Raw genomic sequence first — 19,525 nt, forward strand, 5'->3', positions numbered from 1 at the left:
CAAGGATTCGCCCATGAAAGCGTTCGGCAAAATCCTGGGTCTGGTACTTCTCGGGCTGTTGCTGATCATCGTGGCCCTGGGCTTTGCCCTGACCCACCTGTTCGATCCCAACGACTACAAAGAAGAGATCCGCCAGATAGCCCGCGACAAGGCCCACATCGAGCTGACCCTCAATGGCGACATCGGCTGGAGCCTGTTTCCGTGGCTGGGCCTTGAGTTGCACGACGCCAGCGTCGCTACCTTGGCCAGTCCGACCCAGCCTTTCGCCGACCTGCAGATGCTCGGCCTTTCGGTCCGGGTAATACCGCTGCTGCGCCGGGAAGTACAAATGAGCGATGTGCGGGTCGAAGGCCTGAACCTGCGGCTCAACCGTGACAAGAGCGGGCACGGCAACTGGGAAGACATCGGCAAGGTGCCGGCCTCTGCGTCGACGGCGAACGCGCCGGCACCCGTGCCGGCTGAACAACCGACCCCACCTGTCAGCACCCCGGCAGAAAAACCTGCCCAGCCGACCCGACTGGATATCGACAGCCTGACCGTGAACAACGCCCGGGTCGAATACACCGACGAGCAGACCGGCAAGCTGTTCACGGCCGAGAGCATTCAACTGAGCACCGGCCCGGTCCATGACTCCACCAACATTCCGGTCACCCTGACCGCATTCCTGTCCAGCAACCAGCCGGCCGTACGCGTACGCACCGAAGTGACGGGTGAACTGCGCTTCGAACGTGCCTTGAAGCGCTACAAGTTCGAAGACCTGAAACTGTCCGGCGAAGCCACTGGCGACCCCTTGCAGGGCAAGACCCTGAACTTCGCCGCCCAAGGCCAACTGTTCCTGGACAAAGCCGCAAACGTCGCCGAATGGACCGGCATCAAACTGTCGCTCAATCAACTGCGCGCCCTGGGTGAACTGAAGGTCAACGACCTCGACAAGACTCCGCAGTTGAATGGCGGCGTGTCCATCGCCCAGTTCGACTTGGCGAAGTTCGTCGACAGCGTTGGCCAGAAACTCCCAGCCATGGCCGAAGGCAGCCTGAGCAAAGTAGAGCTGTCCAGCCGCATTGCCGGTACGCCAACCAGTGTCGAGTTCAACGACATCAACATGAAAGTGGACGACAGCAACTTCAGCGGTCGTATTGCCGTGGAGGACTTTGCCAAGCAGTCCCTGCGTGCGCAGCTCAAGGCCGACACGTTCAACGTCGACCGTTACCTGGCGCCAAAGTCCGCCGAAGCCGACAGTTCCAAGGCGGCCCGTGAGGCCGAAGTCAGCAACACCGAAGCCAGCGCCATGGTCGGTGCCGGCAGTACACCGCTGCCAAGCGCCCCGACCCAGGGCGCCTGGAGTAACGATCGACTGTTTCCAGTGGAACGCCTGAGCAAGCTGGACCTCGATGCCGACCTGACCTTCGGGCAACTGACTCTCGATAAACTGCCGATCCAGAACGCTGCGCTCAAGGCCACCGGCCGGGGCGGCCTGCTGACCCTGGAGAACCTGCGAGGCGACCTGTACAGCGGTAACTTCGAAACCAAGGGCACCCTGGACGTGCGCCAGCCTACGCCGCAACTGAGCCTGCAAACGCGCATCAACCGGGTCCCTGCCGAGAAGATCATCGAAAGCCAAGGCAAGAATCCGCCGGTCAAAGGCCTGGTCACCGTCAACAGCGCGATCACCGCCAGCGGCAATAGCCAGAAAGCCCTGATCGACAGCCTCAACGGCACCGCCGGGTTCGTCATCAACGATGGCGTGCTGCTCAATGCCAACCTCGAACAGCAATTGTGCAAAGGCATCGCCACCCTCAATCGCAAGACCCTCAGCGGCGAACCCCGGGGCAAGGACACGCCGTTCCAGCAACTCAACGGCAATCTCACCTTCAACAATGGCGTTGCCAACAACCCGGACCTGAAAGTCCGCATCCCCGGCATGACCGTCAACGGCAACGGCGACATCGACCTGCGGGTACTGGGCATGGACTATCGCGTCGGCGTCATCGTCGAAGGCGACAAGAGCGACATGCCCGACCCGGCCTGCCAGGTCAATGAACGCTACGTCGACGTCGAATGGCCATTGCGCTGCCGCGGCCCGCTGGAACTGGGCGCCAAGGCCTGCCGCCTGGACAACGACGGGCTGGGCAAGGTCGCGGCGAAACTGGCCGGTGACCGTCTCGGCGACAAGATTGATGAGAAGCTGGGCGACAAGGTCAGCCCCGAACTCAAAGATGCACTCAAGGGGCTGTTCAAGCGATGAGAGCCGAGCAGTTTTCCACCGCCGTACTGGACTGGTTCGACCGCCACGGGCGCCACGATTTGCCCTGGCAACAAGCCATCTCGCCCTATCGGGTGTGGGTCTCGGAAATCATGTTGCAGCAGACCCAGGTCAGTACCGTGCTCAACTACTTCGACCGGTTCATGGCCTCGCTGCCCACCGTTCAAGCCCTGGCCGCCGCGCCGGAGGACGAAGTGCTGCACCTGTGGACCGGGCTGGGCTATTACACCCGTGCGCGCAACTTGCAGAAAACCGCGAAAATCGTCGTCGAGCAGTACGGCGGCGAATTTCCCCGGGACGTGGAAAAACTCACCGAGTTGCCGGGGATCGGCCTGTCCACCGCCGGTGCCATTGCCAGCATCAGCATGGGCCTGCGGGCGCCGATTCTCGATGGCAACGTCAAGCGGGTACTGGCGCGCTTCACCGCCCAGGAAGGCTACCCAGGCGAACCCAAGGTTGCGAAACAGCTGTGGGCCACCGCCGAGCGCTTCACGCCACAGGACCGCGTCAACGCCTACACCCAGGCGATGATGGACCTGGGCGCCACGCTCTGTACCCGTAGCAAGCCCAGTTGCCTGCTCTGCCCGCTGAAGCAAGGCTGCGAGGCCCACATGCTGGGCCTGGAAACCCGCTACCCGATTCCCAAGCCTCGCAAGGAAGTGCCCAAGAAGCGCACCTTGATGCCGATGCTGGCAAACCACGAAGGCGCGATCCTGCTTTACCGTCGCCCTTCCACGGGGCTGTGGGGCGGTCTGTGGAGCCTGCCGGAACTTGACGACCTCGACGACCTGCAGCATCTGGCCCTGCAACACTCGCTGGAGTTGGGCAGCCAACAGGAAATGCCAAGCCTGGTGCACACCTTCAGCCACTTCCAGTTGGCGATCGAACCCTGGCTGGTCCGGGTCCGGGAAACCGGCCATCACGTGGCCGAGGCCGACTGGCTCTGGTATAACCTCGCCACCCCGCCGCGCCTGGGCCTTGCCGCCCCGGTCAAAACCTTGCTCGAACGCGCGGCTGCCGTAATGAACGCAGGAGAGTTGCAATGACCCGCACCATCATGTGCCGCAAGTACAAAGAAGAACTGGAAGGCCTGGAACGTGCACCCTTCCCGGGCGCCAAGGGCCAGGACATCTACGACCACGTCTCGGCCAAGGCCTGGGCCGACTGGCAGAAACACCAGACCCTGCTGATCAATGAAAAACGCCTGAACATGATGAACGCTGAAGATCGCAAATACCTTCAGGGCGAGATGGACAAGTACTTTTCCGGCGAAGATTACGCCAAGGCCGAAGGCTACGTACCGCCGTCCGAATAAGCTGTTCAGTACGGGGGCGGATCGTAAGCGACGGTAATAGTTAAATATTTTTTGAAAACTTGCTTGACGCCCCCCTGAAAAACCCGTTTAATGCGCCCCGTTGCCCAGATAGCTCAGTCGGTAGAGCAGGGGATTGAAAATCCCCGTGTCGGCGGTTCGATTCCGTCTCTGGGCACCAAATACCGAAAACCCCGATCAAGAAATTGATCGGGGTTTTTTATTGTCCGGGATTTTCTTCCTCCGCCTTATCGACTCGGCTACATTCGTCCGCTCCCCTCCAGCAAGCGAGTCGACATGGACATCACCGGCATCCCCTTTGGCACCACCGATTGGTCAACCATCGAACCCACCGAGCACACAGGCATCACCGGAATCGCTTATTGGCGCACCCAACAGTTCGGGAACATTCGCGTGCGGATGGTGGAATATACGCCGGGGTACCTGGCCGACCATTGGTGCACCAAGGGCCACATCCTGTTTTGCCTCAAGGGCGAGCTCAATACTGAACTTGAAGATGGCCGGCAATTTTTGCTCAAACCCGGCATGAGCTACCAGGTAGCCGACCAGGCCGAGCCCCATCGATCCTCCACTTCATCGGGGGCTACGCTCTTCGTAGTGGATTGAGATTCGAAGCACTCCCGCTGAAGCTGTAGGATAGATAGCCTTATCCATCAGGAATCCGACTATGTCATCGGCGAACAAACAGCAGAAGCGCAGCCAGCGCGCCAAGGCGAAAGCCAAGCAGAACCGTACCAAGCGTGCTGCTGCGCCGAACGATTTCCTCGACCCGAACGACGAGCGCATCGATCTGGAAACCGTGGACCTGACGGAGATGTTCCAACTCATGGGCGCTGCCGAAAAGATCAGCCAGCAGGCCATGTGCATCGCCTTCCTGGGGCATCCACTGCTGGAGCTGGTGCTGGAGCAGGAAGGTGAGGAAGAAGCGACCGACTTCATCTTTACCGCATTGATCGAATACCGCCGCTTGACCACCGGTGTGGATGAACAGACCGCGCTGGATTGGGTGGAAAGCAAGCAATTCCAGGCCGATTATGTGGCTGCATCCCAGGCACTGGCGCAAGGCAAGGTCTGACTGTCACCCGCCAAGCGCTTTGTGGCGAAGGGGTTCGCGGTGGCTGACAGGCTGCGGGAATAGTTCCTACAAGCCAAGGTCAACCAACATGGGACGGCGTCATACCCGTCCCGCGTCAATCAGCTATTTTTCCTCTCAAATTTGCGCTACATGCGCCTCTTTTATCAGGCGCTTCCAATCTGTGACGCACTGCGTCACGAATTGAGCTGGACTCACTATCGAACGCTGCCACGCGTCGAAAATGCGAATGCACGCCGTTGGTACATGAACGAAGCCGTCACTCAAAACTGGTCCACCCGCGCCTTGGAACGACAGATCGGCACGTTCTATTACGAACGTCTCCTGGCAAGCCACGACCGGCCTGCGGTAGAGCAGGAAGCGGCCGCCAATCTTGAGAAGCTGTATTTCGGTCCCAGGGACATCGTCAGGGATCCCGTGGTCCTTGAGTTCCTAGAATTGCCCAATACCGGCATGCCGCTGGAAACCGACCTCGAACAAGCCCTGATCGACCAGCTACAAGGCTTCCTTCTGGAACTGGGAAAAGGCTTCGCCTTTGTCGCCCGCCAACAGCGCATCAGCACCGAAAGCAAAGACTTCTACATCGACCTGGTCTTCTACAACTACCTGCTCAAGTGCTTTGTACGAGCTGGATCGCGAACAGGCGCGACTTGAAGAGGGGCGGCAATCGGGTACCGCGACTTGAAGAAGTGAAGGCCAACCTGATGAGCGCACACTCAAAAAACCCATGTAAGATTGGCGCGCTTTTTTTCCAGCAATGCTTCAGTCAACGAGCTTCATCCTGCATGTCACCGGCCGCGCCCCACCCTTCTCTGATCCAGGCATTGCGGACCGAAACCGCTGAACTGCACGTCGCACTGGAAAAACGCCTGCCGTTTTTCTCGCCACAGTTGGACCTGGATCTGTACCGACGCCTGATGGCGGCCTACTACGGTTTTTATCAACCGCTGGAACAACGGCTACATGTGCTGGCACTGATTCCGGCCGGGTTGGACCAGTCCCTGCGCATCAAACTTCCGGTATTGCGGGCCGACCTCACGGCACTGGGCCTGGATGAAACCGCTATCGAGGCATTGCCCACCTGCCAGGCGCTGCCGCGTATCGACTCCCGGGCCGCCGCCCTCGGCGTTTCCTATGTGTTGGAAGGTGCGACTCTCGGCGGGCAGATCCTGCGGCGCAGGGTGGCCGAGCAGCTCGGTCTCGATGCTTGCAGCGGTGCTGCCTTTCTCAATGTGTATGGCGAACTCACCGGCCGACGCTGGAAGGATTTCCTTCAGTACCTGGACGACAGGAACCTTGGCGAGACCCAGACGCTCGAAGTCACAAGCGCCGCCAAGGCGACGTTCACTCATTTCGAACACTGGCTGGACAGCCAAAAGGTACTGTTATGACCCCGGAAAACCAGGAAGCCTTCGAAGAGCTGCTGGCCAATTGCGCAGATGAACCGATTCGCTTCCCCGGGGCCATCCAGCCTCATGGTGTGCTGTTGATGCTGTCCGAACCCGATTTCGTGATCCGTCAGGTCAGCGCCAACGCCTTGCAATTGATGGGTCAGGATCCCCACAGGCTGTTGGGCCAGACGCTGGACGCACTGTTGGGGCTGGAACAGGCCGAGGCGATCCTGGTCGCCTGTCGCGCCGCCCCGGAAAGCGACAACGTGCCCGTGGCCATTGTCGTGAACCAGCAGCGCTTTGACGCCTTGGTGCATCGCCATCAGGGCGCCCTGATCGTCGAGCTGGAGCAACACCTGAGCGACTATCGTCCTGAAGGCGTCAGCGGCGAGGCCAACCTGGGCCGCATGCTGCAACGCCTGCAAAGTGCGAAAACCCTCCAGGCCCTGTACGAAATCAGCGTGCGGGAAATCCAGGCCATGACCGGTTACGACCGGGTACTGATCTACCGCTTCGAGGAAGAAGGCCACGGCCAGGTGATCGCCGAGGCCAGCGCGCCGTCGATGGAGCTCTACAAGGGCCTGTTTTTCCCGGCCTCGGATATTCCCGAACAGGCCCGCGAGCTGTATCGCACCAACTGGCTGCGGATCATCCCCAACGCCGACTACGCGCCGGTGCCACTGGTCCCGGAACTGCGGCCCGACGCCCAGGCGCCCCTGGACCTGAGTTTTGCCACGCTGCGCAGCGTCTCGCCGATCCACCGCCAATACATGAAAAACATGGGCGTGCTGTCCTCCATGAGCATCTCGCTGATGGAAGGCGAACGCCTGTGGGGGTTGATCAGTTGCGGCAATCGCCAGCCGCTGCTGGTCCCCCATGAGATGCGCATGGCCTGCCAGACCATCGGCCAGGTGCTGTCGTTGCAGATCAGCGCCATGCAGGCCCTGGAACTGAACCGGCAACGGGACGCCAAGCTGGAAGACCTCCAGGTCCTCGCCACCGTCATGGCCGAGTCCAGCGAAAACGTCTTCGATGGCCTGTCCCATGAGCCACAACGGCTCATGGACCTGACCGGCGCCAGCGGCGTGGCGATTTTCGAAGACAACAAGCTGCACCGCCACGGCCAGTGCCCGGAACCGGAACAGATCCGCGAGCTGCACAAATGGATCCTGGAAACCGGCAAACCGGTGTTATCCCACCACAACCTGAGCAGCGACTTCGCGCCTGCCCAGGCTTATCAGGACGTGGCGAGCGGCGTGCTGGCGATCCACCTGCCCAAGCCAGTGGAAAACGGCGTGCTGTGGTTCCGTCCCGAGGTGAAACAAACCCTCCAATGGAGCGGCGACCCGCAAAAACCCCTGGACCTGGAAAACAGCGAGACCGGCCTGCGCCTGCGGCCCCGGACGTCTTTCGAGATCTGGAAAGTCGAAATGGCCGGCATCAGCACCAAATGGACCCATGGCGATCTGTTCGCCGCCAACGACCTGCGGCGCTCGGCCCTGGAAAACGATCTGGCCCGACAGGTGCGCAAGGAGCGCCAGGCCGTGCAGGCCCGCGATGAACTGGTGGCCGTGGTGTCCCATGACCTACGCAGCCCGATGACGGTCATTTCCATGCTCTGCGGCATGATGCGAAAGGCCTTCAGCTCCGACGGTTCCCACAGTTCCAAGCGAATCTCTTCAGCCATCGACACCATGCAACAGGCCACCAGCCGCATGAACGCGCTGCTGGAAGACCTGCTCGACACCTCGCGCATCGATGCCGGACGCTACACCATCAATCCCCAGCCGATGGACGTCAGCCAGATATTCGAAGACGCCTGCTCGCTGCTGACGCCGCTGGCCACTGCCAAGGCCATCGACATTTCCTTCCATGCCGAACCCAACCTGAGGATCAATGCCGACCCCGAGCGGCTGTTCCAAGTGCTGTCGAACCTGATTGGCAACGCCATCAAGTTCACACCGCAACAAGGCACCGTGGGCATCAGTGCGATGTCAGTCGGCGATGAGATCGTGTTCAGCGTTCGGGACACTGGTGAAGGGATCGCGCCAGAGCAGTTGCCTCATGTTTTCGAGCGCTACTGGACGACCAAGGAAGGCAACCCGAACGGCACCGGGCTGGGGTTGTACATTTCCAAGGGGATTGTCCAGGCCCATGGCGGTAAACTGCACGCCGAAAGCCAGCCAGGCCAGGGCAGCGAATTCCGCTTTACCGTGCCGAAAATCGACTGAGCCGGGCACCGTCCCCTAACGAATTGGAAACCGAAGCCCAATGGCCTCACTGAACAAGCAGCAAAAACGCGCCAAGCGCGCCAAAGACAAAGCCAAGCAGATCCGCATGACCGGGCGCAAATCGATCCCAATGTATGGCGACCCGGCCCACGCCACCGCCCAACCACCGGTCTACGTGCTGGAACTGTTCGCCAAGCTGCGCGAAGCCGAGGCCATCAGCCGCAGTGAAATGCTCGACACGCTGCTCGCGTCCCTGAGCGAGATGATCATCGAACGCCCAGGCCTGCTCGACCTGAAAAACGCCGAAAACGAAAGCATGGCAGCGACCAACCTGGCCGCCGACATGCTGGTGGACTACCGCATGTGGGTCGATGAAATGGACCGCGAGACCGCCCAGCGCTGGCTCAGCACACCGGAGTTCATCAAGGACTTCAGCGAGGCGCTGGATCGGTATCGCCAGTCGATGGAAGAACCCGCCAGCGAATAAGCCGGCCGGTTATTCGTCACCGTTCCAATGGAACACCAGGTTGCGCGCGGCCCCGCTGCCTATCTCAGCAGTGTCGCGCCGCGCCTCACCTTTGCGCGTCGCCACCACGCTGTACTTGCCCGGCGGCAGTTGCACATAAACCAGCGGTCCGGCCTCAGTCAGCGTCAGCAGCGTTTGCCCCGACGCGTTCTGGATGACGACCTCCACATCCGGGATGTATTTGTTTTCCGGGCCGACCGCGAATGTCATGTGCAGGTTGTAGCCCTGGGCCTGCCCAATGGCCCGGGCTTCGTCCTCACCGATACCGCCCGACAGATAAGTGATGCCGTTCTGCTGCATGGGTTGGACCTGCACGCCTGCGTTGTCTATGGGCGCGAGGTTGGTGGCGTTGAGGGCGATGGGGAACAGCAGGATGCTGATGGCGATGAAAGGTAATATAAGATAATGAATGAGCTTCATGGCGAGGACTCCAGGTTCTGGAAACAACTCACATGAGTTCTTTTTGGAGCACCGTAGCGGGTTAAGGTTTAGATCGATTGGGACTATTGACTAGGACGAACCCATCGCACAACCGGCATATACCATTTACATGCCCCTTCATTGCCCTATGCCTTTAACTGATTCCAATGGATCGAGTTCATGCTCGATGCCAATATCTAACTTCCACTACAAATAACGGGACCACACCCATGGCCTCCGCGAACAAGCAACAAAAAACGCGCCAAGCGTGCAAAAGCAAAAGCCAAGCAAATACGCGTCAGCCGTACCAAGCCTGCTGTCACGTTTGATCTTCCCGAATACGACGATCCGTATTTCCTGGATGCCCTGCAAGACGAATTCGAAGAACGCCCCGGAGATTTCCTGTCACTGTTTTATGAGATGCAAGACGCCGAAGAAAAGACGGGGCGCATCGACATGATGGTCAGGATGCTCGGATTACTCATTGCGATGACGGATGAACAGCCCGAGCTTCTGGACAGTCAAAATGCCGAAAACGAGGCCATGGCAGTCCAAAACCTGGTCGAAAATACCCTGATCGCTTACCGAAGTTGGGCTGACGATATCGATCAGGAAGCAGCGAAGCATTGGCTTCATAGCCCTGAAGTGCAGGCGGATTTCAAAATTGCATGGGTCAGCTTCAGAGAGGTTCTCAAAATACTGTGGGACGCGCCCGAATAACCCAACAGACTTTTGATCGCGGCAACGCTCATCCGTTTAACCCTTCCAACCCCCGCCCAAAGCTGGCACCATCGCGCCTTTTTTTACGCGACTCCCCGGACTTTTCACCGGTAAACCAGGTTCAAACGGCCGTTAGGTTGTTGATGGCGCGACAGTCTGCTGCGCCGATGCGACAACCTGCCGCACATCACCGGTTTACCGCCCGTAGCGCTGTTGGCGGCCATTCGGACGCATGCTAGCTTGGCCGCCTCGCCAAGGAAGGCAGCCAACAGCAAGGGAGCACATACCATGAGGACCGCACATGGCCCAGGCCACGCCCGCGCTTGAAATCCGCAACCTGCACAAACGCTACGGACAGCTGGAGGTGCTCAAAGGCGTCTCGCTGACCGCCCGCGACGGCGATGTGATCTCGATCCTCGGATCCTCCGGGTCCGGCAAATCCACATTCCTGCGCTGCATCAACCTGCTGGAAAACCCCAACCAGGGCCAGATCCTGGTGGCCGGCGAAGAGCTCAAGCTCAAGGCCGCAAAGAACGGTGAACTGGTGGCCGCCGACGGCAAACAGATCAACCGCATGCGCAGCGAGATCGGTTTTGTCTTCCAGAACTTCAACCTTTGGCCGCACATGAGCGTGCTCGATAACATCATCGAAGCGCCGCGCCGGGTGCTTGGCCAGAGCAAGGCCGAAGCCGTCGAAGTGGCCGAAGCCCTGCTGGCCAAGGTCGGTATCGCCGACAAGCGCCACGCCTACCCGGCCGAACTGTCCGGCGGCCAGCAACAACGCGCCGCCATCGCCCGCACACTGGCGATGCAGCCCAAGGTGATTCTGTTCGACGAACCCACCTCCGCCCTTGACCCGGAAATGGTCCAGGAAGTACTTAGTGTGATCCGCGCCCTGGCCGAAGAAGGACGCACCATGCTGCTGGTCACCCATGAAATGGGGTTCGCCCGTCAGGTTTCCAGCGAAGTCGTGTTCCTTCATCAAGGCCTGGTCGAGGAGCAAGGATCGCCACAGCAGGTCTTCGAGAACCCGCTTTCGGCGCGCTGCAAACAATTCATGTCCAGCAACCGCTAACGGAGCAGTACACATGCAGACCTACAAGAAATTCCTCCTGGCCGCAGCGGCCAGCCTGGTCTTTTCGGCCAGCGCCATGGCGGCCGACAAACTGAAGATGGGCATCGAAGCGGCCTATCCTCCGTTCAACAACAAGGACGCCAGCGGCCAGGTCGTGGGGTTCGATAAAGACATCGGCGATGCCCTTTGCGCCAAGATGAAAGTCGAATGCGAAGTGGTCACCTCCGACTGGGACGGCATCATTCCCGCCCTGTTGGCCCAGAAGTTCGACTTCCTGATTTCTTCGCTGTCGGTCAACGACGAGCGCAAGCAAGCCGTGGACTTCACCGACCCGTACTACTCCAACAAATTGCAATTCATCGCACCGAAAAACGTCGATTTCAAAGTCGATAAAGAATCTCTCAAAGGCAAGGTCATCGGGGCACAGCGCTCTACCCTCGCCGGTACCTGGCTGGAAGACGAACTGGGCAGCGATATCACCGCCAAGCTCTACGACACCCAGGAAAACGCCTACCTGGACCTGACCTCCGGTCGCGTCGACGCGATCCTGGCGGACAAATACGTGAACTACGACTGGCTGAAAACCGAAGCTGGCCGTGCTTACGAATTCAAGGGCGACCCGGTGGTGGAAGGCGACAAGATCGCCATTGCGGTGCGCAAGGGTAACGACGAGCTGCGCAACAAGCTGAACGCCGCCCTCAAGGAAATCATTGCCGACGGCACCTATAAAAAGATCAACGACAAGTACTTCCCGTTCAGCATCTATTGATACTGACGTGCCTGGCCGGCGCTGTTCCCTGGCAACGCCGGCCCTTAGCAAAGCCTGCCGCGATATGAACTCTTACCCATGATGATCGATCTCTACGGATTCGGCCCGGCGCTCGCCGCCGGCGCGCTGATGACCGTCAAACTGGCGCTCACAGCCCTCTGCCTGGGGCTGGGGCTCGGCCTGCTCGGCGCCTTGGCCAAGACCTCGCCGTACAAGCCGCTGCAATGGCTGGGTGGCACCTATTCGACACTGGTTCGCGGCATCCCGGAATTACTCTGGGTGCTGTTGATCTATTTCGGCACCGTCAACCTGATGCGTGCCCTGGGTGAGTATTTCGGCAAACCGGACCTCGCCCTCGACGCCTTTGCCGCCGGGGTCATTGCCCTGGGCCTGTGCTTTGGCGCCTACGCCACGGAAGTGTTTCGCGGCGCGATCCTGGCGATCCCCAAGGGCCACCGTGAGGCCGGCGTAGCCCTGGGCCTGTCGAAGTGGCGGATCTTCACCCGGTTGATCATGCCGCAGATGTGGCGCATCGCCCTGCCTGGCCTGGGCAACCTGTTCATGATCCTGATGAAGGACACCGCGCTGGTCTCGGTGATCGGCCTGGAAGAGATCATGCGCCATGCGCAAATCGGCGTGACCGTGTCCAAACAACCGTTCACCTTCTATATGGTCGCAGCATTCATGTATCTGGGCCTGACAGTGCTCGCCATGATCGGCATGCATCTGCTGGAACGACGCGCCGCCCGTGGATTTACCAGGAGCACCCAATGAACTGGGACGTCATCATCAAGTGGCTGCCGAAGCTGGCCCAGGGCGCGACACTGACCCTGGAACTGGTGGCCATCGCCGTGATCGCCGGCCTGCTGCTGGCGATTCCACTGGGCATCGCCCGCTCTTCGCGTCTGTGGTACGTGCGGGCGTTTCCCTACGCCTACATCTTCTTTTTCCGTGGCACGCCGCTGCTGGTGCAACTGTTTTTGGTCTACTACGGCCTGGCGCAGTTCGATGCCGTGCGCAGCAGTGCAATGTGGCCGTACCTGCGGGATCCGTTCTGGTGCGCCACGGCCACCATGACCCTGCACACCGCCGCCTACATCGCCGAGATCCTGCGCGGCGCGATCCAGGCCATCCCCCGTGGCGAGATCGAAGCCGCGCGGGCCCTGGGCATGTCGCGGCCCAAGGCGCTGCTCTACATCATGCTGCCCCGCGCCGCGCGCATCGGCCTGCCGGCCTACAGCAACGAAGTGATCCTGATGCTCAAGGCCAGTGCCCTGGCGAGTACCGTGACCTTGCTGGAACTCACCGGCATGGCCCGTACCATCATTGCCCGGACCTATATGCCGGTGGAGATATTCTTCGCGGCCGGCATGTTCTATCTGTTGATGTCCTTCGTCCTGGTGCAAGGCTTCAAGCAGCTGGAGCGCTGGTTGCGCATCGATGCCTGCCAAGGGCGCTGACAGTGGCGTGCTGACGGGCGAGGCTCTACTCGCCCGCTTCACGGCGCTGGATACTTTTCTCACGGCGCACCAGGCACTGTGGAAACCGCGTCCGTTCACCCATCTGCAACTGCCTTGGGAAACGTCCCACCCGGAATTGTCCCAATGGCTACGCCAGCGTTCTCTGGAGGCCGCGGAAAACGACCATCATCAGCCGTGGTTGATGGAACACGCGCCAGCTCCATTCCCCGAATTGGCCGCTATCTCCCGTGCATTGAGCGCTGTCGCAGAATTGCCGGCCAGCACGCTTGAGGCACCAAGCCATCGCCTCAACGTCGACGTGCCCGGACGCAAGTGGCAGCAGATCGAAGCCTTCGCCAGCCGCCTGCACTTCACCACCCAACCGACCCATTGGCTGGATTGGTGCGCCGGCAAAGGCCACCTCGGTCGACGCCTGCTGCACGGTGAGCAGCAACTGACCTGCCTGGAATACGACCCCGCACTGGTCGCCAGCGGCCAACAACTGAGCCTGCGCCATCGCCTGCCCGCCACACATCTGCAACAAGACGTGCTGGCGGCGGACGCAACCCAGGCGCTCCACCCCGGACACACGCCTGTGGCCCTGCACGCCTGCGGCGACCTGCATGTGCGCTTGATGCAACTGGCCAGCGCCGCTGGTTGTGCACAACTGGCTATCGCACCGTGCTGTTACAACCGCATCAACACCGAGCGTTATCAAGCACTGTCCGACGCCGCCAAGGGCTCTGTCCTACAGCTGTCGCTCGATGATCTCAGCCTGCCGCTGACCGAAACCGTCACCGCTGGCGCCCGCGTCAGAAGACAACGAGACCAGTCCATGGCCCGGCGCCTGGGCTTCGACCTGCTGCAACGGCACATCAGAGAGTGCGACGACTACCTACCCACCCCCTCACTGCCCAGCACCTGGCTGGAAAAATCCTTCGCCCAATACTGCATCGATCTGGCGGCCCTGAAAGACTTATCCACAGTCGGCACGCCGGATTGGCTCGCCTTGGAAGCAGCAGGCCATCAGCGCCTGGCCGAAGTGCGCAACCTGGAGTTGTTGCGAGGCCTTTTCCGGCGGCCACTGGAGCTTTGGCTGGTACTGGATCGGGCGCTGTTCCTCAGTCAAAAAGGCTACGAGGTTCGCCTTGGCACCTTCTGCGAAACACCGCTTACGCCGCGCAATCTGATGTTGCTGGCAGAGCGTTGCTGAGACGAAACACCCTGTGGATAACTCTGTTGATGAAATAAACCTGGATCGAAGAAATTCGCGATTTCCTGACCGATTCAACATTGGTCATTTTTTGTTCATATGGATAAAAAACCATGAAAACAGGGATTTGCGACAAAACGCGAAAGCGGTCACAAAACCGCAAGGTTCCATCCGCCTCATCCTGCCCGTTGTGCATAAGCGTCTAAGCAAAACGACATAACCGCCGAATTCAGTGCTGCCCCGCGCCAGTAATTGCGTCCACCGCGCCCGTGCTATACAACAGCCAAACGTATCGTGATTGACACAATGCCGACACACTCAAGGACTGGCCGTGACGTTCATTTCCTACGCACAGAACTTCGAAGACATACGCCTGTGGCGCGCCCTTCAATCGGTGGAAAACGGCTTTTACCTCGACGTCGGCGCCAACCATCCGACAGATGATTCGGTCACCCGAGCGTTCTACGATCGTGGCTGGCGCGGCATCAACATCGAACCGGTACCGGCTTACTACGACGCCCTCTGCCAACAACGCCCCCACGACATCAACCTGCAATGCGTGGCCGGCGAAAACGCCGAAAGCCTGACCTTCTACACCATCGCCGACACCGGCTTATCCACAGTAGAGGCCAGCGTCGCCCAACAACACCGCGACGCTGGCATGGACGTGCGCAACCAGACCGTCCAATCCCGCACCCTGGCCTCCATCTGCGAGCAATACGCCCAGGACCGCCCCATCCACTTCCTGAAAATCGACGTCGAAGGCCACGAGGAAACCGTCCTGCGCGGCATGGACTTCAGCCGCTGGCGCCCCTGGATCATCCTCATCGAAACCCCATGGGCCCGTGACCAGACCTGGGAAACCCTGGTGACCGGTGCCGGCTACCAGTCCATCCTGTTCGACGGCATCAACACCTACTACCTCGCCGAAGAACACCTGGCCCTCAAACCCGCCTTCGACATCCCCCCGTGCAACCTCGACGGTTTCCAACTCTGCAAAGGCCACAAATTCAGCCACCCCATCGACGACGCAGACCAACAGCTCAGCGCCGCCCTGCAACGGGCTGAACAGGCCGAAGCCCAACTCCAGGCCATGCAAAACAGTCGTGCGTGGCGAGCCTTGCAGAAAATGCGCGCCCTGCTGCGCCGCGCTTGAGCATGGGTCGTGCAAAAATAGTCAGAATTCAGGGGTTTACAGAACGCACCCAATCGCTATAATCGTCGCCCACACGCCGGTATAGCTCAGTTGGTAGAGCAACTGACTTGTAATCAGTAGGTCCCGGGTTCGACTCCTGGTGCCGGCACCATACAAGACGAAGCCCTCGCAGAAATGCGAGGGCTTTGTTGCTTCTGGGAGGTTTAAACCTCCTAGAAGCTGGATAAAGTCCAGCACTGCCTTATCAGCATCGACAGACCAAGCTTTACTCGCGCGTCTACTCGTTACAATTTCACGTCAGTGCAACGTTGACGGTCTCTTACACCTACCTATAATGCACCCCAACACACCCGCCAAGCCTAGGTTGACCCAGTCAGCAAGCTCAAATCGTGCGGGTTTTTTTTGCCTGGAGAAAACTACATGAGGCCCTTCGACAAACCGGCCCTCAGCGTAGAACAGCAATTGGAACTGCTGAAACAACGAGGCTTGCACATCGCCAACGATGATCGGGCCATGCGTTTTCTCGAAGTGGTCACGCTGTTTCGCCTGAGTCCCTACATGCGCCCCTTTCAGGAGCCAGACCCTGAACACACGTTCAAGCCAGGCAGCACACTGAAGGCAATCGTCGACATCTACCGCTTCGATGGTTCGTTGCGGCGCATCACCATGGATGCCATCGAACGTGTCGAAGTCGCCATACGAGCGACCATCAGCAATCATATGTGTCCAAAATACGGGCCTGACTGGATAGCTGACGCGTCAGTCTTCTCCTCGTCATACTCACACCCCGATCTGTTGCGTCCGTTGCGGGAGCAAATGAATAAGGAGGGCAGCAAACTCAGACGTGATATCGACCGCATCAAAAAGGGCCGACAGACCGATGGGCTCCAGCAACAGCGGATCGAAAACCGCATGCGTGACAACTACTTCCGATATTACGGTGCAACCTATGCCCACCCTGAGCTGCCGCCCGCTTGGGCAGTCCTGGAAGAACTCAGCCTTGGGACGGTATCTACCCTCTTCAATGCCATAGGCAGAAGCGCCGATAAGAAAGCTATCGCCACCCGATTCAGCCTGCCCTTCGAAGTATTGGCCTCCTGGCTTCACACGCTGACCTTCATTCGAAACTGCTGTGCCCACCACTCACGGCTATGGAACCGGGAGCTCTCGATTCGACCATCCTTACCTAAAGAATGGGTCATCCCAACGGCTCCCGCCGACCGGCCTCAGCCCAAGCAGCGGCTGTACGTTGTATTGACGATGCTGGCCTACCTAACCGACTTGATCAGCCCAGACAGCCAGTGGAAGCTCCGCCTGGCCGAAATCATGGATCAGCAGAAAGTGGATCATCTGCTACTCATGGGATTTCCAAATGATTGGAAAGATCAACAGCAATGGGGTCTAGCGTAAGCCTGGCAATGGCGCAGAGAGGAGGAATTGATATGGATACTCAACCTCGCAAAGCATCAAGCTCGCCATTGTGTCGGCAACCGGACTGTCAAAAGACGCGCTGCATATCTATTTGGGCATGGCAGTCTATTTAGGGGGGAAACGGGGACAGACCCTGATTGCTCATTCCGTGCAATGGCGGCTGTGCGTGGGAGACCTTCGGGTCTGCCGGGTTCCTGTATCTCCGGTTTCTCAGCCTGCGCACAGCTGCCACCCATTCGCCTGAGAACGAACGTGGCAGCTCTCATTTGATATGGGAGTTTATCGATGCATGCCTTGGATCTGCTGCAGTCTCGCTTTATCGCTTTGCTAGTCACCACCTGCCGCCAATTAGCAAATGGAGGTGCGCGATGACCCATCCCAAAGACCTCAAAACCCCAGGCCTAACCCCCTTCTCCTACCACTCCGACCGCCCGCTATTCCGCGTCAACAGCGGCATACCCATCGGCGAAGCCCTGTCCCACGCCTCCGACCTGCTCCACGTTGCCAAGGTCCTGGCCGAGGACGCGGCGATGATTCGCGGCACGGATCGGTATGCCTGGGCGTCGTGTTATTTGCAGGATATGAGCAAGGCCGTCATCGATGATGTGGTGAAGGTGCTGGAGGCGCCGGGGAGTAATTCTGCTTAAGAGTCGCTGTGCAATGCTGCTCCGAGCGGGGCAGCATTGAATTTCATTTGCGGGAGCGGATTAAAAAAAGGGCGCTTCGCAGCCCAGCGGGAGCAAGCTCCCTCGCCACGGGGTTACGGACAAACACTGAATCAATCTAGTCAGTCCCCGTTTTGGTGCCAGGATCAGGCGTGGACTTCGCGATCCAGAACGTCGGAAACCCACTGATTGATGCTCTTGTGAGCCAACTCTGCCTTGGCAGCCACTGTGGCATGAAGAGCCGGAGCCAGTCGTAGGCTCAGCTTTCCTGAGTAGGGTTTCTGTGGAGCACGGCCGAGCTTGGCGCAAGTGTCGAGGTAATCGACAACTGCCTCCTCAAACGCAGCTCGCAACTCCTGAACCGACTCTCCATGGAAGCCAACAACATCTTTAATGCCTGCGATATGGCCTACAAACAGGCCGTCCTCTTCGCTGTATTCGATTCGGGCTGCATAGCCCTGGTAACTCATCACGTTCATGGGGTAACGCCTGCTAGTTCAAGGAAAGCCCGAGCATCACGAACCTGATAGGGCTTTGCTTCTTTATCGGGGTGTGGCCGGTGGAAGGTACCGACCACACCATTCAGTTCAAACCGTACTCGCGACCCATTGCCTTCAATGGTCTTGGCGCCTGCGGCACCAAACAGCGATTCGATGCGAGCCCATTCCAATGTCGCCGGAGTGGGCTTCGAGAAGACGGCCTTTAGGGTGCTGAGTTGCTTGCTATTCATGGTATTACACTATGATACCGTTCGCGATAGGTAACCAATGCTGATTGAGTAGAGCCAAACTTGGCATGGCCTATCTGGGGTCTTGGATCGGGCCACGATAGCGTTCAACAAGCGTCCACACCTGAAAATAATATTTTCTACTCATTTCTAAATGGCCTCGAAATATCGCCCTCGTTGCCCCCTCGGTAGAGGCCCTGGCCTAACCCCTTCTCGTACCAGTCAGACCAACCGAGCCCCACCATCAATGTTCAACGTGGCGCCGTTCATAAACGTGTTGGTCATCAGAAAAACGGTAGCCGCACCTGCTTCAGCAGCAGTACCCACACGATGCAATGGCAACGCTTGTGCCCATGCGCGAACATACGCATCGCGCCCCTCGCCCAGGGCTTTGCTGAAAAGCGGGGTATCGATCGGCCCTGGAGACAGGGTGTTGACGCGAATGGGCGCCAGTTCGAGGGTCAGGCCACGTGCCAATGCTTCCATCGCGGCCGAAGCAGCAGCGAGCACAGCAGTGCCGTGCGCATTGGGCCGGTCGGCCAAGCAGCCAGAGATAAAGGTGATGGAGCCGTCCTTGGACAAACGATCCCCGAGCGCGCGAATGGCGTGCACAGAAGCCCACATCCGCTCTTCGAACGCCCGGCGCAGGTGATCGATTTCAGCATCCAGCACCTTACCACCCACAAATGTGCCGGCGAGTAGAACCAAATGATCCACGTGCGGGATGTCCGCCAAGGCGGTGTAGATAGCCTCGCTATGGGTGACATCAGCAACACGCCAGCCGGCGAGCCCGTGTTCCAGGGCAGCCTGCTCGGCACGCTCGGCGTTGGAACCGATCACGGTCACGAATGCCCCGGCAGCTTTGGCCTGAGTCGCGGCGGCTAAACCGATGCCGGACGTGCCGCCGAAAATCACCACGGTGCGGCCGTCCAGTTGGGCTGGAAGCGGTTGGGTCAATGCGTTTTGGGTAGCAGTGAAATGGCTCATGGTCTCTCTCCTTGAACGCCTTGATGGCGTCGATGGGCAAAGACTAAAGGCTCGATACAACATTG

21 protein-coding genes, 2 tRNA genes and 1 pseudogene are annotated in these 19,525 nt (G+C 59.3%); 20 read left to right on the forward strand and 4 right to left on the reverse strand.

What is annotated here, in order from left to right:
- Positions 1-13 precede the first annotated feature (13 nt).
- The 10 genes and pseudogenes from F7R20_RS22660 (at position 14) to F7R20_RS22705 (ending at position 8,798) form a co-directional block, all read left to right on the forward strand.
- On the forward strand, positions 14-2,245 hold the full coding sequence (locus tag F7R20_RS22660) for an AsmA family protein (protein ID WP_003196818.1): 2,232 nt from the start codon (positions 14-16) through the stop codon (positions 2,243-2,245).
- Positions 2,242-3,309, forward strand: a complete 1,068-nt coding sequence (mutY, locus tag F7R20_RS22665) for an A/G-specific adenine glycosylase (protein WP_003196816.1) — start codon at positions 2,242-2,244, stop codon at positions 3,307-3,309. The genes F7R20_RS22660 and mutY overlap by 4 nt, the downstream gene beginning before the upstream one ends.
- Positions 3,306-3,578 (forward strand): oxidative damage protection protein, encoded by a 273-nt coding sequence (locus F7R20_RS22670; RefSeq protein ID WP_003196814.1) that lies wholly within the window; start codon positions 3,306-3,308, stop codon positions 3,576-3,578. Before mutY ends, F7R20_RS22670 begins: the two co-directional genes overlap by 4 nt.
- A 102-nt stretch (positions 3,579-3,680) precedes the next feature.
- Positions 3,681-3,756: transfer RNA gene (locus tag F7R20_RS22675), tRNA-Phe, on the forward strand.
- 116 nt (positions 3,757-3,872) lie between these two features.
- Positions 3,873-4,202 (forward strand): DHCW motif cupin fold protein, encoded by a 330-nt coding sequence (locus F7R20_RS22680; protein ID WP_003196810.1) that lies wholly within the window; start codon positions 3,873-3,875, stop codon positions 4,200-4,202.
- Positions 4,203-4,263: 61 nt separating this feature from the next.
- On the forward strand, positions 4,264-4,671 hold the full coding sequence (locus F7R20_RS22685; protein ID WP_003196808.1) for a hypothetical protein: 408 nt from the start codon (positions 4,264-4,266) through the stop codon (positions 4,669-4,671).
- Between the two features lie 126 nt (positions 4,672-4,797).
- A pseudogene (locus F7R20_RS22690) lies at positions 4,798-5,313 on the forward strand (PDDEXK nuclease domain-containing protein); the annotation flags it as partial.
- Positions 5,314-5,474: 161 nt separating this feature from the next.
- Positions 5,475-6,080: a biliverdin-producing heme oxygenase gene (locus F7R20_RS22695; protein ID WP_003196803.1), complete on the forward strand. Its 606-nt coding sequence runs from the start codon at positions 5,475-5,477 to the stop codon at positions 6,078-6,080.
- Positions 6,077-8,311, forward strand: a complete 2,235-nt coding sequence (locus tag F7R20_RS22700) for an ATP-binding protein (protein ID WP_003196801.1) — start codon at positions 6,077-6,079, stop codon at positions 8,309-8,311. Before F7R20_RS22695 ends, F7R20_RS22700 begins: the two co-directional genes overlap by 4 nt.
- Positions 8,312-8,351: 40 nt before the next feature.
- A complete protein-coding gene (locus F7R20_RS22705) occupies positions 8,352-8,798 on the forward strand; it encodes a hypothetical protein (RefSeq protein ID WP_003196799.1) in 447 nt (148 codons plus the stop codon).
- A gap of 9 nt (positions 8,799-8,807) precedes the next feature.
- Here the strand turns inward: F7R20_RS22705 and F7R20_RS22710 are convergent, their stop codons facing one another.
- A complete protein-coding gene (locus tag F7R20_RS22710; protein WP_003196797.1) occupies positions 8,808-9,257 on the reverse strand; it encodes a carboxypeptidase regulatory-like domain-containing protein in 450 nt (149 codons plus the stop codon).
- Between the two features lie 420 nt (positions 9,258-9,677).
- Here F7R20_RS22710 and F7R20_RS31985 point away from each other — a divergent pair, with 420 nt between their 5' ends.
- The 10 genes from F7R20_RS31985 to F7R20_RS22760 all read left to right on the forward strand — a co-directional run bounded on the left by F7R20_RS31985 (position 9,678) and on the right by F7R20_RS22760 (position 17,728).
- Positions 9,678-9,977 (forward strand): hypothetical protein, encoded by a 300-nt coding sequence (locus F7R20_RS31985; RefSeq protein ID WP_050516625.1) that lies wholly within the window; start codon positions 9,678-9,680, stop codon positions 9,975-9,977.
- 301 nt (positions 9,978-10,278) lie between these two features.
- On the forward strand, positions 10,279-11,052 hold the full coding sequence (locus F7R20_RS22720) for an ABC transporter ATP-binding protein (RefSeq protein ID WP_003196795.1): 774 nt from the start codon (positions 10,279-10,281) through the stop codon (positions 11,050-11,052).
- A 13-nt stretch (positions 11,053-11,065) separates the two neighbouring features.
- Positions 11,066-11,821 (forward strand): ABC transporter substrate-binding protein, encoded by a 756-nt coding sequence (locus F7R20_RS22725; RefSeq protein WP_003196792.1) that lies wholly within the window; start codon positions 11,066-11,068, stop codon positions 11,819-11,821.
- Between the two features lie 78 nt (positions 11,822-11,899).
- On the forward strand, positions 11,900-12,595 hold the full coding sequence (locus F7R20_RS22730) for an ABC transporter permease (protein WP_003196790.1): 696 nt from the start codon (positions 11,900-11,902) through the stop codon (positions 12,593-12,595).
- Positions 12,592-13,281: an ABC transporter permease gene (locus F7R20_RS22735; protein WP_003196788.1), complete on the forward strand. Its 690-nt coding sequence runs from the start codon at positions 12,592-12,594 to the stop codon at positions 13,279-13,281. Before F7R20_RS22730 ends, F7R20_RS22735 begins: the two co-directional genes overlap by 4 nt.
- Positions 13,262-14,494: a methyltransferase gene (locus F7R20_RS22740; RefSeq protein WP_003196786.1), complete on the forward strand. Its 1,233-nt coding sequence runs from the start codon at positions 13,262-13,264 to the stop codon at positions 14,492-14,494. Before F7R20_RS22735 ends, F7R20_RS22740 begins: the two co-directional genes overlap by 20 nt.
- Before the next feature lie 331 nt (positions 14,495-14,825).
- Entirely contained in the window at positions 14,826-15,650 is an 825-nt protein-coding gene (locus F7R20_RS22745; protein WP_003196785.1) for an FkbM family methyltransferase, read from the forward strand.
- A gap of 75 nt (positions 15,651-15,725) precedes the next feature.
- Positions 15,726-15,801: transfer RNA gene (locus F7R20_RS22750), tRNA-Thr, on the forward strand.
- A gap of 269 nt (positions 15,802-16,070) precedes the next feature.
- Entirely contained in the window at positions 16,071-17,060 is a 990-nt protein-coding gene (locus F7R20_RS22755; protein ID WP_003196783.1) for an Abi family protein, read from the forward strand.
- A gap of 389 nt (positions 17,061-17,449) precedes the next feature.
- Entirely contained in the window at positions 17,450-17,728 is a 279-nt protein-coding gene (locus tag F7R20_RS22760; protein ID WP_003196782.1) for a DUF3077 domain-containing protein, read from the forward strand.
- A gap of 164 nt (positions 17,729-17,892) precedes the next feature.
- On the opposite strand, the gene F7R20_RS22765 is transcribed toward F7R20_RS22760, so the two are convergent.
- From F7R20_RS22765 to F7R20_RS22775, 3 genes are all read right to left on the reverse strand, one after another.
- On the reverse strand, positions 17,893-18,225 hold the full coding sequence (locus tag F7R20_RS22765) for a type II toxin-antitoxin system HicB family antitoxin (RefSeq protein ID WP_003196781.1): 333 nt from the start codon (positions 18,223-18,225) through the stop codon (positions 17,893-17,895).
- Positions 18,222-18,476, reverse strand: coding sequence for a type II toxin-antitoxin system HicA family toxin (locus F7R20_RS22770; RefSeq protein ID WP_072409133.1), 255 nt, complete (start codon positions 18,474-18,476; stop codon positions 18,222-18,224). Before F7R20_RS22770 ends, F7R20_RS22765 begins: the two co-directional genes overlap by 4 nt.
- A gap of 219 nt (positions 18,477-18,695) precedes the next feature.
- Positions 18,696-19,460 (reverse strand): SDR family oxidoreductase, encoded by a 765-nt coding sequence (locus tag F7R20_RS22775; RefSeq protein WP_003196779.1) that lies wholly within the window; start codon positions 19,458-19,460, stop codon positions 18,696-18,698.
- Between the last annotated feature and the right edge of the window lie 65 nt (positions 19,461-19,525).

Origin of the sequence: Pseudomonas brassicacearum subsp. brassicacearum (assembly GCF_008801605.1) — a bacterium.
GTDB lineage: Bacteria > Pseudomonadota > Gammaproteobacteria > Pseudomonadales > Pseudomonadaceae > Aquipseudomonas > Aquipseudomonas brassicacearum.

Excerpts from the sequence above, each read along its gene's own strand:
- F7R20_RS22720 (WP_003196795.1), top strand. The coding sequence starts at position 10,279 with ATGGCCCAGGCCACGCCCGCGCTTGAAATCCGCAACCTGCACAAACGC.
- F7R20_RS22695 (WP_003196803.1), top strand. The coding sequence starts at position 5,475 with ATGTCACCGGCCGCGCCCCACCCTTCTCTGATCCAGGCATTGCGGACC.
- F7R20_RS22710 (WP_003196797.1), bottom strand. The coding sequence starts at position 9,257 with ATGAAGCTCATTCATTATCTTATATTACCTTTCATCGCCATCAGCATC.
- F7R20_RS22775 (WP_003196779.1), bottom strand. The coding sequence starts at position 19,460 with ATGAGCCATTTCACTGCTACCCAAAACGCATTGACCCAACCGCTTCCA.
- F7R20_RS22660 (WP_003196818.1), top strand. The coding sequence starts at position 14 with ATGAAAGCGTTCGGCAAAATCCTGGGTCTGGTACTTCTCGGGCTGTTG.
- F7R20_RS22735 (WP_003196788.1), top strand. The coding sequence starts at position 12,592 with ATGAACTGGGACGTCATCATCAAGTGGCTGCCGAAGCTGGCCCAGGGC.
- F7R20_RS22670 (WP_003196814.1), top strand. The coding sequence starts at position 3,306 with ATGACCCGCACCATCATGTGCCGCAAGTACAAAGAAGAACTGGAAGGC.
- F7R20_RS22685 (WP_003196808.1), top strand. The coding sequence starts at position 4,264 with ATGTCATCGGCGAACAAACAGCAGAAGCGCAGCCAGCGCGCCAAGGCG.
- F7R20_RS22725 (WP_003196792.1), top strand. The coding sequence starts at position 11,066 with ATGCAGACCTACAAGAAATTCCTCCTGGCCGCAGCGGCCAGCCTGGTC.
- mutY (WP_003196816.1), top strand. The coding sequence starts at position 2,242 with ATGAGAGCCGAGCAGTTTTCCACCGCCGTACTGGACTGGTTCGACCGC.
- F7R20_RS22740 (WP_003196786.1), top strand. The coding sequence starts at position 13,262 with ATGCCTGCCAAGGGCGCTGACAGTGGCGTGCTGACGGGCGAGGCTCTA.
- F7R20_RS22700 (WP_003196801.1), top strand. The coding sequence starts at position 6,077 with ATGACCCCGGAAAACCAGGAAGCCTTCGAAGAGCTGCTGGCCAATTGC.
- F7R20_RS22765 (WP_003196781.1), bottom strand. The coding sequence starts at position 18,225 with ATGAACGTGATGAGTTACCAGGGCTATGCAGCCCGAATCGAATACAGC.
- F7R20_RS22755 (WP_003196783.1), top strand. The coding sequence starts at position 16,071 with ATGAGGCCCTTCGACAAACCGGCCCTCAGCGTAGAACAGCAATTGGAA.
- F7R20_RS22680 (WP_003196810.1), top strand. The coding sequence starts at position 3,873 with ATGGACATCACCGGCATCCCCTTTGGCACCACCGATTGGTCAACCATC.
- F7R20_RS31985 (WP_050516625.1), top strand. The coding sequence starts at position 9,678 with ATGCAAGACGCCGAAGAAAAGACGGGGCGCATCGACATGATGGTCAGG.
- F7R20_RS22770 (WP_072409133.1), bottom strand. The coding sequence starts at position 18,476 with ATGAATAGCAAGCAACTCAGCACCCTAAAGGCCGTCTTCTCGAAGCCC.
- F7R20_RS22730 (WP_003196790.1), top strand. The coding sequence starts at position 11,900 with ATGATGATCGATCTCTACGGATTCGGCCCGGCGCTCGCCGCCGGCGCG.
- F7R20_RS22705 (WP_003196799.1), top strand. The coding sequence starts at position 8,352 with ATGGCCTCACTGAACAAGCAGCAAAAACGCGCCAAGCGCGCCAAAGAC.
- F7R20_RS22760 (WP_003196782.1), top strand. The coding sequence starts at position 17,450 with ATGACCCATCCCAAAGACCTCAAAACCCCAGGCCTAACCCCCTTCTCC.